Source organism: Bordetella sputigena, from assembly GCF_965137885.1.
GTDB lineage: Bacteria > Pseudomonadota > Gammaproteobacteria > Burkholderiales > Burkholderiaceae_B > Bordetella_C > Bordetella_C sputigena.
On record NZ_CBCSCA010000010.1, the window covers coordinates 202,789 to 217,024 of the forward strand.

Consider the following 14,236-nt stretch of genomic DNA (forward strand, 5'->3'; position numbering starts at 1 on the left):
GCCCGCCGCGCGCTAATCCTGGTGCGCGGCCGCCACGCCTTCCAGCATGCGCACGCCCGGCATGGGCGTCGCGTACACCGCCTGGGCCAGCGCCTCGATGGCCGCCAGCCGCGGAAAGCTGCGGCGCCAGGCCAGCACCACGCGGCGATCCGGCACCGGCGCTTCCAGGGGCACGTAGCGCAGCAGGCTATCGGCCGGCGGTTTCTCCGGCACTGCGGTCACCGGCAATACCGTGATACCGATACCCGCGGCCACCATATGCCGGATGGTCTCCAGCGACGACCCTTCGAAAGTGCGCTGGATCCCGTCGCTCGCCGCGGAAAACCGCGACAGCTCCGGACAGACCTCCAGCACCTGGTCCCGGAAGCAGTGACCGCTGCCCAGCAGCAGCATGGTCTGCTGCTTCAGGTCCTGCGCCGGTATCGCCTTGCGGTCCGCCCAGGGGTGGTCCTTGGGCACCGCCACCAGGAAAGGCTCGTCGTACAGCGGCTGGATGACCAGGCCGGCCTCCGGCAGCGGCAAGGCCATGATGGCGCAATCGATCTCGCCCTGGCGCAGCAGCTCCACGAGCCGCAGCGTAAAGTTCTCCTGCAGCAGCAAGGGCATTTGCGGCGTGCGTTCGATCTGCACCGGCACCAGCCGGGGCAGCAGGTAGGGGCCGATGGTGTGGATCACGCCCACGCGCAGCGGACCGGCCAGCGGGTCGTGTCCCTGCCGCGCGATTTCCTTGATGCTGGCGCTTTCTTCCAGGACCTTCTGCGCCTGCGCGACGATGCGCTGCCCGATGGGCGTGACGCCCACTTCGGCCCCGCCGCGCTCGAAGATGGTGACGCCCAGCTCGTCCTCAAGCTTGCGTATCGCCACCGACAGCGTCGGCTGGCTGACGAAACAGGCTTCCGCCGCCCGGCCGAAATGGCGTTCGCGCGCCACTGCGACGATGTACTTGAGTTCGGTAAGGGTCATGGTGGATTCCGTATCATGGCCGCCTGCGCGGCTCGTTGGTCTCGATCGATCTTCACGTCCGCAGGAAATCCTCGCGGCCGCGCATCCAGCGCGCCAGGTGCGCCTGTACGGCGTCGGGATGGTCCTTGCGCAGCCAGGCAGCGGCCTCGCGGGCCTGTTCCGCGATGGCCGCGTCCAGTTCGATATCGGCGAAACGCAGCAGCGCCAGGCCGGACTGCCGCGTCCCCAGGAATTCGCCGGGTCCGCGCTGCACCAGGTCGCGCCGCGCGATTTCGAAACCATCGGCGGTCTCGAACATGGCGCGCAGCCGCTCGCGCGCGATGCGCGACAAGGGCGACTGGTACAACAGCACGCAGACCGACTCGGCGGTACCGCGCCCTACCCGGCCGCGCAATTGATGCAGCTGGGCCAGCCCGAACCGTTCCGCGTGCTCGATCACCATCAAGGATGCATTCGGCACGTCCACGCCGACCTCGATCACCGTGGTCGCCACCAGCACGTCGATGTTGCCTTCACGGAAGGCCTGCATGACCTCCGCCTTTTCGTGCTGGGCCAGGCGTCCGTGCACCAGCCCGATCCGCAGGTCGGGCAGATCGGCGCGCATGGCCTCGTAGGTATCCACGGCGGTCTGCAATTCCAGCGCTTCGCTCTCTTCGACCAGCGGGCATACCCAGTAGGCCTGCTGCCCGCCGCGAGCCGCCTGGGCGATGTGGGCGATGACCTCTTCGCGGCGGCCATCGGCGACCAGCTTGGTGACGACCGGCGTACGGCCCGGCGGCAGTTCATCGATCACCGACACATCCAGATCGGCAAAGAAGGTCATGGCCAGCGTGCGCGGGATCGGCGTCGCGCTCATATTCAGCTGATGCGGCACGACGCGCCCGCGCGCGGTTTCGCCCTTGCGGTTCAGCGCCAGCCGCTGGCCCACGCCGAACCGATGCTGTTCGTCGACGATGGACAGGCCCAGGCGCTGGAAGGCGACATGATCCTGTATCAGCGCCTGCGTACCCACCACCAGCTGGACGCTGCCATCGGCCGCGGCCGCCGCGGCCTCGCGCCGGGCCTTGGCGCCGACGCTGCCGCTGAGCCAGGCCACGCGCACGCCCAGCGGTTCCAGCCAGTCCACGAGTTTGCGGAAATGCTGTTCGGCCAGGATTTCCGTCGGCGCCATCATGGCCACTTGCACGCCCGCTTCCATCGCCTGCGCGGCGGCGATCGCCGCCACCACGGTCTTGCCGCTGCCGACGTCGCCCTGCAACAGGCGGTGCATGGGAAAAGGCCGCGCGAGATCGGCGGCGATTTCCGCGACGACGCGCTGCTGCGCGCCGGTCAGCGTGAACGGCAGGGCTTCGTAAAGCCGTGCCAGCAAGCCCTTGGCATCGCCCGACAGCGGCAGCGGCGGCGCTTTGTGCAGCCGCCGGGCGGCGCGCGCCGCGGCCAGCGACAGTTGCTGGGCCAGCAGTTCGTCGAACTTGATGCGGCGCCATGCCGGATGGGCGCGTTCCACCAGCTCATATTCCGACACGCCCGGCGGCGGCGCGTGCAGGATATGGATGGATTCGTCGAACGGCGCCAGCCCGTAGCGTTCGCGCACCTCGGCCGGCAGCGTATCGGCCAGGTCCGCTTGCGCCAGCGCCTGGGCGATGGCCTTGCGCAGCACCGGCTGTTGCAGGCCTTCCGTGGTGGGATAGACCGGCGTCAGCGCGGTGGCCAGCGGCGCGTCGGCGCTGGCCATGCGCGGGTGCACCATTTCGCGCCCGAACAGGCCGCCGCGCACTTCGCCGCGCGCCCTCAGGCGGCGGCCCACGGTCAGCTGGCGCTGCTGGCTGGGGTAGAAATTGAGCCAGCGCAGCTGCAGCTCGCCGGTTTCGTCGGCGATCTTGGCCGTCAATTGGCGGCGCGGCCGGTACTGCACTTCGCTGCCGATGATTTCGCCTTCCACCTGCGCGGCGTAGCCGGGCCGCAGCGCCGCGATCGGCGTGACGCGGGTCTCGTCCTCGTAGCGCAAGGGCAGGTGCAGGATCAGGTCGGCGGGCTCGACCAGTCCCAGCGCGTGCAGGCGGCGCGTCACCGCGTCGGCGGGCGCGGCCGGCGCGGTGTTACGGGATGCGCGTGTTTTGCCCGGGGCCGCGGCGGCAGGCATGTGACGGCGTGGCGATCAGCGTACGGACGGCGAAAGGCGACGCTTACAGGACGACGACGGCTTCCACTTCGAACTGCGCGCCCTTGGGCAGGCTGGCGACGCCGACCGTGGAGCGCGCCGGATACGGTTCAGGAAAGACATCGGACATGATGGTGTTGACCGTGGCGAACTTGCCCAGGTCGGTCAGGAACAAGGTCAGCTTGACCACGTTTTCCTTGGCGCCGCCGGCGGCCTGCACCACCGCCAGCATATTGGCGAAAGCCTGCTTGACCTGGCCCTCGAAGCTCTCGGACACCAGTTCGCCGCTATGCGGCTCCAGGCCGATCTGGCCGGACAGGTAAATCGTCTTGGAGCCACTGACGGCCACGGCCTGCGAATAAGGGCCAACGGCCTTGGGGGCGTCCTGGGTGTGAATGATCTGCTTGTTCATGGGGCGGCTCCGTGGCGGAAAGACATAGGAAAACTTCTATCGAAGTTTAATCAGCCATAGGCTACCGTGAAAGTCCCGGTGCATGTGCAACCGGGACGAGAACTTCACGCTTTGCCCATGGGCGGTAGATTGATCCAGCGTATCTATCAATCAATTTGCTATTTCTATTTTACGGATCAACGACGGCTACCTATAGTGGCCGCGAAGGAGACGAAACATGAAAATACATGCCCTGCCCGTCCTGGCCGCCTGGCTCGCCGCCGCCTGTGCACCGCTGACCGCCGCCGCCGAGGACTTTCCCACCCGCCCCATTACCTTCGTGGTTCCATTCGCCGCCGGCAGCGCGACCGACCAGATCGCCCGCGCGCTGGCGCAAGGCGTGACGGAACAGACGGGCCAGGCGGTAGTGATCGAAGACAAGCCAGGCGCCAGCGCCATGATAGGCGCGCAGGACGTGGCCCGCGCCAAGCCCGACGGCTACCGCGTGCTGATCACCACCAACACCACGCACGCGGCCAACGAGCATCTGTACAAGCGGCTGCAATACGATCCGGTCAAGGATTTCGAACCCATCACGCTGCTGGGCAAAGGCAGCCAGATCATGGTGGTGAACCCGTCCTTTCCGGCGAAAACGGTGGGCGAGTTCCTGGCCATGGCGCGCAAGGAACCCGGCAAGCTGAGTTTCGGCAGCGGCAGCTCCAGCAGCCGCATCGCGGGGGAACTGCTGCAGCAGATGGCCAATGTGAAGCTGCTGCACGTGCCTTACAAGAGCAACCCGCTGGCGATAACGGATCTGCTGGGCGGCCAGATCAGCACCATGATCACCGACATGGCCACCGGCCTGCCGCAGGTGCAATCGGGCAAGCTGCGCGCCCTGGGCGTCACCACGCTGAAGCGCTCGTCGCTGGCGCCGGACGTGCCCACCATCGCGGAATCGGGCGTGCCCGGCTACGAAATGGGCTACTGGTTCGCCGCCTACGCGCCGGCCGGCACGCCGGCCGACGTCGTCAAGCGCCTGAATACGCTGCTGACCAAGGCCACGGAAGGCGCGCCCGCCAAGCAGTTCTACGGCACCACCGGAACCGAGCCGGCGACCTCCACGCCGGCGGAGCTGGCGGCTTTCCAGAAGGCCGAATCGAAGAAGTGGCAGACCATCATCAAGCAGGCCGGCATCGAGCCCGAGTAAGCAAGGGCCCGGCCGGCTAGAATCCGGCGGTGTATTTCTACCGCCGCGATACGCAATGCCCCGCCTGATCCTCCAGAAACTCGCTATCGCCATCTGCGCCGGCGCGCTCTCCGGTTGCGCCGGCCCCGCCGGCCGCGCCCAGCCGGATAGCCATCCCGGCGCGGTGGCCGCGCCCGGATTGCCCCGCATCATCGCGCACCGCGGCGGCACCGGCGATGCGCCGGAAAACACGCTGGAAGCCATCCGCGCGGCGATCGCGCACCACACCGACGAAATGTGGCTGACCGTCCAGCTCAGCAAGGACGGCGTGCCGGTGCTCTATCGCCCCGCCGACCTGTCCGCGCAGACCGATGCCAGCGGCGCCGTCAACACCCGCACCGCCGCCGAGCTGGCGCGCATCAATGCGGGTTGGGCTTTCAAGGCGGTGGACGCGCAAGGCCGGGAAGATCATCCCTACCGCCGCGCGCCCGTGGGCATTCCGACGCTGCGGGAAGCGTTGCACGCCATAGCGCCGGACATGCCCATCATCCTGGACATGAAGGCCCTGCCCGCGGAACCGCAGGCGCGCGCCGTCGCCCAGGTATTGACCGAAGAAAACGCCTGGTCCCGCGTCACGCTCTATTCCACGGAAGCCGCCTACCAGCAGGCCTTCGCCGCCTATCCGCGGGCCAGAATGTTCGAGTCCCGCGATGCGACGCGTACCCGGCTGCTGCAGGTCTTGCTCAACGAAGGCTGCATCGACCCGCCCGCCGCGCATACGCGCAGCGCGTTCGAGCTGCACCGTACCCTCACGGTCGCCGAACAGTACACCTTGGGCGAAGGCCGCTCGGAAATCCACGCAACATTGTGGACCCCCGCCACGGTCGCATGCTTCCGCCGCCAACCGGACGTACGCCTGATCGCCATCGCGGTCAACAACGCCGCCGACTACCGTGCGGCGGCATGCCTGGGCATGGACGCGGTACTGGCCGACTCGCCGGCGCAAATGACGGCTATACGGGCTGAAACCACGCCATCGAAAGTTTGCGACGCTTCGCCATGAAGAAGCCGGCCGCCTGATCCTGGCACGCACGCTGACCATCGAAATCGGCGATGACGCGTATTTAGCGGAGGCCGGCAGCTACGTAGCCTCGCCCAAGGGCATCAAGCACCACTCGAAGAACGACAGCAGTGCCGGCTTCTGTAGCAGGGCCAGTTATTTCTCGACGAAAGCCCGTTCCACCACGTAGTCGCCCGGCTGGCCGACGCCCGGCGATACGGTGAAGCCGCGCTTGTCCAGCATGGCGCTGATGTCGGCCAGCATGTGCGGGCTGCCGCAGATCATGGCGCGGTCGGTGTCGGGATTCAGCGGCGGCAGGCCGATGTCCTGGAACAATTTGCCGCTTTCCACCAGCTCCGTAATGCGGCCCTGGTTGCGGAAAGGTTCGCGCGTCACGGTCGGGTAGTAGATCAGCTTGCCGTTGACCATGTCGCCGAAGAACTCATTGGCGGGCAACTCGTTCTGGATGTAGTCGGCATAGGCCAGCTCGCTCTTCCAGCGCACGCCGTGCACCAGCACGACTTTTTCGAAGCGCTCGTAGACGTCCGGGTCCTTGATGATGCTCATGAACGGCGCCAGGCCGGTGCCCGTGCCGAACAGGTACAGGTTCTTGCCCGGTTTCAGGTCATCCACCACCAGCGTGCCGACCGGCTTGCGGCTGACCAGGATGGTGTCGCCTTCCTTCAAATGCTGCAGGCGCGACGTCAATGGGCCGTCGGGCACCTTGATGCTGAGGAACTCCAGGTTTTCCTCGTAGTTGGCGCTGGCGATGCTGTAGGCGCGCAGCAAAGGCTTGCCTTCGACTTCCAGGCCGATCATGACGAAATGACCGTTATGGAAGCGCAACGCCGCGTCGCGGGTGGTCTTGAAGGAAAACAGGGTGTCGTTCCAGTGGTGCACGCTCAGGACGCGCTCGGTGTTGAAGGCTGCCATAGGTGATCGAAGATGACACGCGGCAGCGTCGTTGGAGGCGCGGCCGCCGGACGGAAAAAAGACCCGCCCAACAGAGTGAGGGATAACCCGATTTTAACCGTTTCTGTTGATAAAGGTTCTCAACTGACGCGTGCGAGCCGTATTTATAGAGACAGATTGGTTGTAAGCAAATAACCAAACATAAACCCGCTGCCAGCCCCATATGCCTGCCGGGCATGGCGACAAACTTACATAAAGTTGAACAAACCAGGAATTCTTGCTATCGTGCCCAGCCTCTGACTGAGAATAATTTTCGTTAACAACCTTCCGGCCGCGACGCGGGCGTGCCGGAGAGCAAGTCCGGAGCCGACCATGAAATTCCGCCGTTCCACCGTCTCGAAGCTGCTGGGCGCCCTGTGCCTGGCCGGCGCCACCCATGCCGCCCCGGCGCTGGCCGCCGAGGAAGTCACCCTGTACACCACCCGCGAGCCCAAGCTGATCCAGCCGCTGCTGGACGCCTATACCAAGGAAAGCGGCGTCAAGGTCAATACCGTCTTCGTGAAGGACGGCCTGCTGGAACGCGTCAAGGCCGAGGGCGACAAGTCGCCCGCCGACGTCCTGATGACGGTGGACATCGGCAATCTGCTGGACCTGGTGGACGGCGGCGTCACCCAGGCCGCGCCGTCGAAGACGCTGGAATCCGTGGTGCCGGCCAACCTGCGCGGCGCGGGCGGCGGCTGGTACGCCCTGTCGCTGCGCGACCGCGTCCTGTACGTCGAAAAAGACCTGCCGGTGAACAGCTTCCACTACGAAGACCTGGCCGATCCCAAATGGAAAGGCAAGGTTTGCATACGCTCCGGCCAGCACCCGTACAACACCGGCCTGATCGCCGCGATGATCGCCCACGACGGCGCCGAAGCCACCGAAAAATGGCTGCGCGGCGTCAAGGCCAACCTGGCCCGCAAGGCGGCCGGCGGCGACCGCGACGTGGCGCGCGACATCCTGGGCGGCATCTGCGATATCGGCCTGGCGAATGCCTACTACGTCGGCCATATGAAGAATGCCGAGCCCGGTACCGACGCGCGTAAGTGGGGCGACGCCATCAAGGTCGTGCGTCCCACTTTCGCCAAGGCCAAGGATGGCGGCACGCACGTCAACATCAGCGGCGCCGCCGTTGCCAGGCATGCTCCGCACAAGGCCGAGGCGGTCAAGCTGCTGGAATACCTGGTGTCGGCGCCGGCCCAGGCGCTCTACGCCCAGGCCAACTACGAGTATCCGATACGCGAAGGCGTCAAGCTGGATCCGGTGGTGGCCAGCTTCGGTCCGCTCAAGGTCGACGCCCTGTCCGTGGCCGAGATCGCCAAGTACCGCAAACAAGCGAGCGAGCTCGTCGACAAGGTGGGCTTCGATAACTGATGGCCTGGTCGTGGGGCGCGGCACTGATCGCGCTGGCGGTATGCGCCCCGCTGGCGGCGCTGGGGTGGCAGGCCTGGGGCGGCGATGCCGGCCACTGGTCGCACCTGGCGCACTACGTCCTGCCGCAGGCGGCCGCCAATACGGGGCTGCTGCTGCTCGGCGTGGGCGCGGTAACGGCGGTGCTGGGCACGGGCAGCGCCTGGCTGGTCAGCGCCTATGAGTTCCGCGGACGGCGCGTCCTGAGCTGGGCGCTGTTGCTGCCCCTGGCGGTGCCCACCTATATCGTGGCCTTCGCCTACCTCGATCTGCTGCATCCCATCGGACCGGTGCAAGGCGCGATACGCGCGCTACTGGGCTACGACAGCCCGCGCCAGTTCCGCCTGCCCGAGCTGCGCTCCCTGCCGGGCGCCATCTTCGTCCTGGGCTGCGCGCTCTATCCCTACGTTTATCTGACCACCCGCGCCATGTTCATGACGCAGGCGGCCAATGTGCTGGAAGCCGCGCGCACGCTGGGCGCCGGGCGCATTGCCGCATTCTGGCGCGTGGCCCTGCCGATGGCGCGCCCGGCCATCGCGGTGGGCCTGAGCCTGGCGCTGCTGGAGACCCTCAACGATATCGGCGCATCGGAGTTTCTCGGCGTGCAGACGCTGACCGTCTCCGTCTATACCACCTGGGTAACCCGTTCCGACCTGGCCTCGGCCGCGCAGATCGCCTTGACCATGCTGGTCATCGTCGTCGCGCTGATCCTGCTGGAACGGCATGGACGCCGCCGCCAGCGCTATGCGGGCGCGCAGCGCATGCGGCCGATGCAGCCGGTGCGCCTGCACGGCTGGCGCGCGGCGCTTGCCGCCGCGCTGGGCGCGCTGCCGGTAACGCTGGGGTTCCTGGCCCCCGCCCTGTACCTGCTGTGGGAAACACAGAAGCGCCTGCACCTGGTCGGCGGCGTGTCGCGCCAGCTCTGGGCCGCGGCGGGCAATACGGTCACCATCGCCGGCGCGGCGACCATACTGACGCTGGCCTGCGGCATCGTGGTGGCCTGGGCGGCACGGACCCTACGCGAAGGCGGCCGGCGCCGCCTGACGGCGCTCTATGCGCGAGCGGCGGGCCTGGGCTACGCGGTGCCGGGAACGGTGCTGGCGATCGGGCTGCTCACGCCGTTCAACCTGATCGACAGCACCCTGTCGGCGACCCTGGGCACCACCGGCCTGGTGTTGATGGGTTCGTCCGCGGCGCTGGTGTGCGCCTATGCGATCCGCTTCCTGGCCATCGCTTCCGGCGGACTGGAGGCCGGCCTGGCGCGCATCCCGCCGTCGCTGGAACAGGCCTCCCGCCTGCTGGGCGAGACCGCCGGCGGCACCTTGCGGCGCGTGCATCTGCCCCTGCTGAGGCCGGCAATGGCGTCGGCCGCCCTGCTGGTCTTCGTCGACGCCATGAAGGAACTGCCGGCCACCCTGCTGCTGCGGCCGATGAATTTCGATACGCTGGCGACCTGGCTGTATGCGGAGGCCGCGCGCGGCACCTACGAAGAAGGGGCGGTGGCGGCGCTGGCCATCGTCGCCGCCGGGCTGATCCCGGTCATCCTGCTGGCGCACGGCCAGGAACGGCCGCCGGCCCGCGCCGCGCGCCCGCGCCGACACGCGGCAACCGAACAAGCATCTTCATCATAACGGCATCCACATCATGACCGCGGCACTGGAACTGGACCGCCTGAGCCTGGCCTACGACACGCCGCACGGCACGCGCCGGGTGGTGGACGGCCTTACCCTGGCCTTGCCCGGCGGGCATATCGGCTGCCTGCTGGGCTCGTCCGGCTGCGGCAAAACCACGGTGCTGCGCGCCATCGCCGGCTTCGAACCGCCCGTGGACGGACGCATTCTGCTGGATGGCGCCGAGCTGTCCACGCCCACGCATTGCGTCGCGCCGGAACGACGGCGCGTGGGCATGATGTTCCAGGACTATGCGCTGTTTCCGCACCTGAACGTGCGTCGCAACGTCGCCTTCGGCCTGCGTCGCATGGAGCGCGCGCGGCAGGAAAGGCGCGTGGCCGAAATGCTGGAATTGGTGGGACTGGCGCAGGCCGGCGACAGCTATCCCCACGAACTGTCCGGCGGACAACAGCAACGCGTGGCGCTGGCGCGCGCATTGGCGCCCTCGCCGGACCTGTTGCTGCTGGACGAGCCGTTTTCCAATCTGGATGCGGATGCGCGCGAACGGCTGGCCTTCGAAGTGCGGGACATCCTCAAGCAGACCGGCCATACGGCGATGCTGGTGACGCACGATCAGGCGGAAGCCTTCGCCATCGCCGACCGCATCGGCGTGATGAGCGAAGGCCGCGTGGCGCAATGGGACACGCCCTATAACCTGCGCCACCATCCGGCCACGCCTTTCGTGGCGGATTTCATCCGGCGCGAGGCCCTGGCCGAACGCCGCGCCGCGGCCTACGCGCGCGGCGCCTTGCGGCCGGGGCCATGAAGCTCGCGCAGGGTGGGCCACACCTGCGCGCGCCCGCCGCCAATACGCGTCACGCCGCGACGCGATTCGCCGCCAGCGGCGCCCGGACAGGCATACCGGCGCCAGCCACTATCGCTCGGGCAGCGGCGCCAACGGCGCCCAGGCCGGCGCGGGAATGAACTCCGTCGTATCCTCCGGCACGGTCTGGCCGAAACGATCGCGCTCCCAATCCTCGCGCGCCTGATGGATGCGATCGCGCCGGCTCGATACGAAGTTCCACCACAGGTAGCGCGGACCGTCCAGCGGCTCGCCGCCCAGCAGCGCCACGCGCGCGGCGGTGGCGGCCTTCAGCGTCACTGCCTTGCCGGGCGCGAACACGACCAGGCGGCCGGCGTCGAAACGCTGCCCGTCTATCTCGACCTCGCCGCGGGCGATATAGGCGGCGCGTTCTTCATATTCCGGGTCCAGCTGCACGCGCGCGCCCGCTTCCAGCGCCACGTCGCCCAGGAACAGGGGCGACAGCGTGCGCACCGAGGACGTCTGTCCGAACAGCGAGCCGGCGACGATCTGCGCCCGCACGCCCTCGCCTTCCGCCACGGCCTGCTGGTCACGGTCGTAGTGGACGAAGCCGGGGTCGGTTTCCTCCAGGCTGGCCGGCAACGCCACCCAGGACTGCAACCCCGCGAGCCGCTGGGGCTGCTTGCGGCTTTCCGGCGACGAACGTTCCGAATGGACGATGCCGCGCCCGGCCGTCATCCAGTTCACCTCGCCGGGCAGGATGGTGCGCACGTTGCCGGCGCCATCCCGATGCATGATCGCCCCTTCGTACAGATACGTCACGGTCGCCAGGCCGATATGGGGATGCGGCCGCACATCGATGCCCAGGCCGGCGGCCAGCATGGCGGGGCCCATCTCGTCCAGGAAGACGAAAGGGCCGACGGTGCGGCGCTCGCGCGACGGCAGGGCCCGCCGCACCTCGAAATTGCCGATATCGCTGGTGCGGGGAATCACCACGGTTTCGACCGATGCGGGAAACGGGGGCGTGAGCTGGGACATGGTTTTCTCCATCCGGAAACGATGATCACGATACGCCAGGTCGGCGCGCTGGAATTCGAATTTCGTCCCACCCGCGCGGAAAACCGCGGGATGGGACGATACGGCGTCAGGGCAGATCGAACACCAGGACTTCGGCGTCCTCGCCCTTTTCCAGGGAGATAAGCGCTTCGTCTTCGACGGCCAGCGCGTCGCCGTCGACCAGCGCCTGCCCGTTGACGGTGATCTTGCCGCGCGCCACGTGGACCCAGGCGCGCCGCCCGCTCGCCAGGGGCAGCGTCGCGCTTTCATCGCCTTCGAACAGGCCGACGTACAGACGCGCATCCTGATGGATCAGGACGGAGCCGTCCGCCGCATCCGGCGACGCCACCAGGCGCAGGCGTCCGCGCTTGTCGGCTTCCTCGAAGCGCTTTTCCTCGTAGCCCGGATCGATGCCGACGGCATTGGGCTCGATCCAGATCTGCAGCAGGTGCGTGCCGCGGTCGGGCTGCGGGTTGAATTCGGAGTGCAGCACCCCGCGCCCGGCGCTCATGCGCTGCACGTCGCCCGGACGGATGGTCGACCCGTTGCCCATGCTGTCCTTGTGCGCGACGGCGCCGTCCAGCACGTAGGTCAGGATCTCCATATCGCGGTGGCCGTGCGTGCCGAACCCCCGGCCGGCGCCGATGTGATCGTCATTGATCACGCGCAGCGGACCGAAACCCATATGCCGCGGATCGTAGTAATTCGCGAAGGAAAAAGTATGGTGGCTCTTCAACCAGCCGTGGTCGGCATAGCCGCGTTCTTCGCTGCGTCGCAGGGTAAGCATGGCGTGGACTCCTTGTGAACGTTGTCGATGAACGTCATTCTCGGCTTCCGCGGACCGCTTGCGGCTGAAGCGCTTTGAAGACATCATTCAATAAATTTGAATGGTCTCGGAACATGTCCACGCCCGTCCCCGCGCCGTCGTCCGACGCGCTCATCACCCCCGAACTGCTGCTGCTGGTGGACGCCATCGCCCGCCACGGCAGCTTTGCCAAAGCCGCGCGCGAGATGGGCAAGGTGCCGTCCGCGGTCACCTACGCCATCCGCGGCCTGGAAGACCGCCTGGACGTGCTGCTGTTCGACCGCAGCGGCCACCGCGCGGTGTTGACGCCCGCCGGCCAGGCCCTGCTGGACGATGGCCGCCTGCTGCTGAAATCGCTGGAAGACCTGACCCGCCGGGTGCGCCGCATCTCCACCGGCTGGGAGCTGGAACTGCGCATCGCCGTCAGCGGCGTGCTGCCGTGGCCGCCGCTATACGATCTGATAGAGGAGTTTCAATCGCTGGGCAGCACGACCAAGCTGCGGTTTACCAGCGAAGTGCTCAGCGGTACCTGGGACGCCCTGGCGGGCGGCCGCGCCGATCTGCTGATCGGCGGCGATGCCGCGCTGGCGCCGCCGGGACGCTTCGCCACCCAGCCCTTGGGCGAGGTGCATCTGTTGTTCTGCGTCGCGCCGCATCACCCGCTGGCCCAGGTCGCGCGGCCCCTGACGCCGGCGGACATCGGCGCGCATTGCGCCGTCGTGGTGGCCGACACATCGCGCGCCCTGCCCCCGTTGACCCGCAACCTGCTGGACACCCAGCAGCGCGTGGTCATGCCCACCATGCAGGCCAAGATAGACGCGCAGATACGCGGCGTGGGCTGCGGCTACATTCCCCGGCTGCTGGCCGCGCCGTACCTGGACCAGGGGCTACTGGTGGCGAAGGCCACCCGCGACGGCGACATGCACGAACGCCTGTCCTGCGCGTGGCGCGCGCCCGCCCGCGGCGAGGCCCTGAAATGGTGGTTGAAGAAGCTGGAGTCGCCGCGCCTGCGCGGCAGCCTGGTGGACGCGCCGGCGGCCACCTAACGGCATCTGCGCATCGACTCGGCGACCGCCTGGACCACATTATCGGCGGCGAAATACACCCGATAGCATCCCACCCATTCCGTCCCGTCTCCCTTGATAGGGGTGAATTCGACGTAGAACCTGGGATCGGCTTCCGATGCCGCGTCGCCCATGCCGAAGATGCTCTTGAACGCGCCGCGCGCGCCATCGAAAGCCATGGTGGTATCCAGCCCGGCCTTGAAGGCGTCGACCAGGGTGACACTCCCGCCCATGCGTCCCGCGATGCCGGTCGCGTTGGCGACCGCCGGGTCGCCTACGATACCGGCCAGGGTTTTGATGGTATCGGTCGCGCCCGCCGCCAGCGCACGCCCGGCGGAAAGGTCGCTGAACCGCTCCTTGGCGCGGTAGCGCGCGGCCTTGACGTAAATATGGGGGAGCCCCTCGATATCGTTCACGATGCCATATCGCGACTCGTTCACCAGGAAATCACTGATCTCGGCCAGGGTGCCGATCAGGACCAGCGGCCGCGCCCCCACGGCGTTGTCATCGAAGTGGTAGCAGTTGGTGCGCGACGAACGCAAGGCCGGTGAATATTGTCCGCGATCTTCGACGAAGCTGGCGCCCCTGAACATATGGACTCGCGCGGAGCCCTTGCGCATCATACGGATAGGCATGTCCTTCTCATACTGGTCGGAGGTGTTGAGGTAAGCGGGCGCATCTTGACACCGCCCATTCCAACCAAGAAGGTGATTATTCTGAAGCAGGCCAGGGACGGCGCCACCCGCCCCGCCA

Annotated in this window: 13 protein-coding genes; 6 read left to right on the forward strand and 7 right to left on the reverse strand. The window is 67.4% G+C overall.

The features are described 5' to 3' along the window. Positions 1-12: 12 nt before the first annotated feature. From ACNA0R_RS19755 to ACNA0R_RS19765, 3 genes are read right to left on the reverse strand one after another with little or no spacing between them, the layout of a single operon-like run. Positions 13-963 carry a LysR substrate-binding domain-containing protein gene (locus ACNA0R_RS19755; RefSeq protein ID WP_415827753.1) on the reverse strand — a complete coding sequence of 317 codons (951 nt, stop codon included), beginning with the start codon at positions 961-963 and terminating at the stop codon, positions 13-15. Between the two features lie 52 nt (positions 964-1,015). Next, on the reverse strand, positions 1,016-3,106 hold the full coding sequence (gene recG, locus ACNA0R_RS19760) for an ATP-dependent DNA helicase RecG (RefSeq protein ID WP_415827754.1): 2,091 nt from the start codon (positions 3,104-3,106) through the stop codon (positions 1,016-1,018). A gap of 43 nt (positions 3,107-3,149) precedes the next feature. Then, on the reverse strand, positions 3,150-3,536 hold the full coding sequence (locus tag ACNA0R_RS19765; RefSeq protein WP_415827755.1) for a Rid family detoxifying hydrolase: 387 nt from the start codon (positions 3,534-3,536) through the stop codon (positions 3,150-3,152). A gap of 217 nt (positions 3,537-3,753) precedes the next feature. Here ACNA0R_RS19765 and ACNA0R_RS19770 point away from each other — a divergent pair, with 217 nt between their 5' ends. Continuing rightward, positions 3,754-4,722, forward strand: coding sequence for a Bug family tripartite tricarboxylate transporter substrate binding protein (locus tag ACNA0R_RS19770; RefSeq protein ID WP_415827756.1), 969 nt, complete (start codon positions 3,754-3,756; stop codon positions 4,720-4,722). Between the two features lie 55 nt (positions 4,723-4,777). Continuing rightward, on the forward strand, positions 4,778-5,764 hold the full coding sequence (locus tag ACNA0R_RS19775) for a glycerophosphodiester phosphodiesterase family protein (RefSeq protein ID WP_415827757.1): 987 nt from the start codon (positions 4,778-4,780) through the stop codon (positions 5,762-5,764). 153 nt (positions 5,765-5,917) lie between these two features. On the opposite strand, the gene ACNA0R_RS19780 is transcribed toward ACNA0R_RS19775, so the two are convergent. Next, positions 5,918-6,694: a ferredoxin--NADP reductase gene (locus ACNA0R_RS19780; RefSeq protein ID WP_415827758.1), complete on the reverse strand. Its 777-nt coding sequence runs from the start codon at positions 6,692-6,694 to the stop codon at positions 5,918-5,920. A gap of 351 nt (positions 6,695-7,045) precedes the next feature. On the opposite strand from ACNA0R_RS19780, the gene ACNA0R_RS19785 reads away from it, so the two are divergent. The 3 genes from ACNA0R_RS19785 to ACNA0R_RS19795 are packed head-to-tail and all read left to right on the forward strand — an operon-like array spanning position 7,046 to position 10,561. Beyond that, entirely contained in the window at positions 7,046-8,089 is a 1,044-nt protein-coding gene (locus tag ACNA0R_RS19785; RefSeq protein ID WP_415827759.1) for a Fe(3+) ABC transporter substrate-binding protein, read from the forward strand. After that, positions 8,089-9,756, forward strand: coding sequence for an ABC transporter permease (locus ACNA0R_RS19790; protein WP_415827760.1), 1,668 nt, complete (start codon positions 8,089-8,091; stop codon positions 9,754-9,756). The genes ACNA0R_RS19785 and ACNA0R_RS19790 overlap by 1 nt, the downstream gene beginning before the upstream one ends. 13 nt (positions 9,757-9,769) lie before the next feature. Next, on the forward strand, positions 9,770-10,561 hold the full coding sequence (locus ACNA0R_RS19795) for an ABC transporter ATP-binding protein (RefSeq protein ID WP_415827761.1): 792 nt from the start codon (positions 9,770-9,772) through the stop codon (positions 10,559-10,561). A 108-nt stretch (positions 10,562-10,669) separates the two neighbouring features. On the opposite strand, the gene ACNA0R_RS19800 is transcribed toward ACNA0R_RS19795, so the two are convergent. Both ACNA0R_RS19800 and ACNA0R_RS19805 read right to left on the reverse strand, forming a co-directional pair. Further along, the gene (locus ACNA0R_RS19800; RefSeq protein WP_415827762.1) at positions 10,670-11,596 is read right to left on the reverse strand and encodes a pirin family protein; all 927 of its coding nucleotides are present in this window, start codon (positions 11,594-11,596) and stop codon (positions 10,670-10,672) included. Positions 11,597-11,702: 106 nt separating this feature from the next. Then, entirely contained in the window at positions 11,703-12,401 is a 699-nt protein-coding gene (locus ACNA0R_RS19805; RefSeq protein WP_415827763.1) for a pirin family protein, read from the reverse strand. 113 nt (positions 12,402-12,514) lie between these two features. Here ACNA0R_RS19805 and ACNA0R_RS19810 point away from each other — a divergent pair, with 113 nt between their 5' ends. Beyond that, a complete protein-coding gene (locus tag ACNA0R_RS19810; RefSeq protein ID WP_415827764.1) occupies positions 12,515-13,465 on the forward strand; it encodes a LysR family transcriptional regulator in 951 nt (316 codons plus the stop codon). On the opposite strand, the gene ACNA0R_RS19815 is transcribed toward ACNA0R_RS19810, so the two are convergent. Further along, positions 13,462-14,118: a hypothetical protein gene (locus ACNA0R_RS19815; RefSeq protein WP_415827765.1), complete on the reverse strand. Its 657-nt coding sequence runs from the start codon at positions 14,116-14,118 to the stop codon at positions 13,462-13,464. The two genes, ACNA0R_RS19810 and ACNA0R_RS19815, sit on opposite strands and share 4 nt — an antisense overlap. Between the last annotated feature and the right edge of the window lie 118 nt (positions 14,119-14,236).

Coding starts and splice junctions, on each gene's coding strand:
- ACNA0R_RS19755 (WP_415827753.1), bottom strand. CDS start 963: ATGACCCTTACCGAACTCAAGTACATCGTCGCAGTGGCGCGCGAACGC.
- recG (WP_415827754.1), bottom strand. CDS start 3,106: ATGCCTGCCGCCGCGGCCCCGGGCAAAACACGCGCATCCCGTAACACC.
- ACNA0R_RS19765 (WP_415827755.1), bottom strand. CDS start 3,536: ATGAACAAGCAGATCATTCACACCCAGGACGCCCCCAAGGCCGTTGGC.
- ACNA0R_RS19770 (WP_415827756.1), top strand. CDS start 3,754: ATGAAAATACATGCCCTGCCCGTCCTGGCCGCCTGGCTCGCCGCCGCC.
- ACNA0R_RS19775 (WP_415827757.1), top strand. CDS start 4,778: ATGCCCCGCCTGATCCTCCAGAAACTCGCTATCGCCATCTGCGCCGGC.
- ACNA0R_RS19780 (WP_415827758.1), bottom strand. CDS start 6,694: ATGGCAGCCTTCAACACCGAGCGCGTCCTGAGCGTGCACCACTGGAAC.
- ACNA0R_RS19785 (WP_415827759.1), top strand. CDS start 7,046: ATGAAATTCCGCCGTTCCACCGTCTCGAAGCTGCTGGGCGCCCTGTGC.
- ACNA0R_RS19790 (WP_415827760.1), top strand. CDS start 8,089: ATGGCCTGGTCGTGGGGCGCGGCACTGATCGCGCTGGCGGTATGCGCC.
- ACNA0R_RS19795 (WP_415827761.1), top strand. CDS start 9,770: ATGACCGCGGCACTGGAACTGGACCGCCTGAGCCTGGCCTACGACACG.
- ACNA0R_RS19800 (WP_415827762.1), bottom strand. CDS start 11,596: ATGTCCCAGCTCACGCCCCCGTTTCCCGCATCGGTCGAAACCGTGGTG.
- ACNA0R_RS19805 (WP_415827763.1), bottom strand. CDS start 12,401: ATGCTTACCCTGCGACGCAGCGAAGAACGCGGCTATGCCGACCACGGC.
- ACNA0R_RS19810 (WP_415827764.1), top strand. CDS start 12,515: ATGTCCACGCCCGTCCCCGCGCCGTCGTCCGACGCGCTCATCACCCCC.
- ACNA0R_RS19815 (WP_415827765.1), bottom strand. CDS start 14,118: ATGCCTATCCGTATGATGCGCAAGGGCTCCGCGCGAGTCCATATGTTC.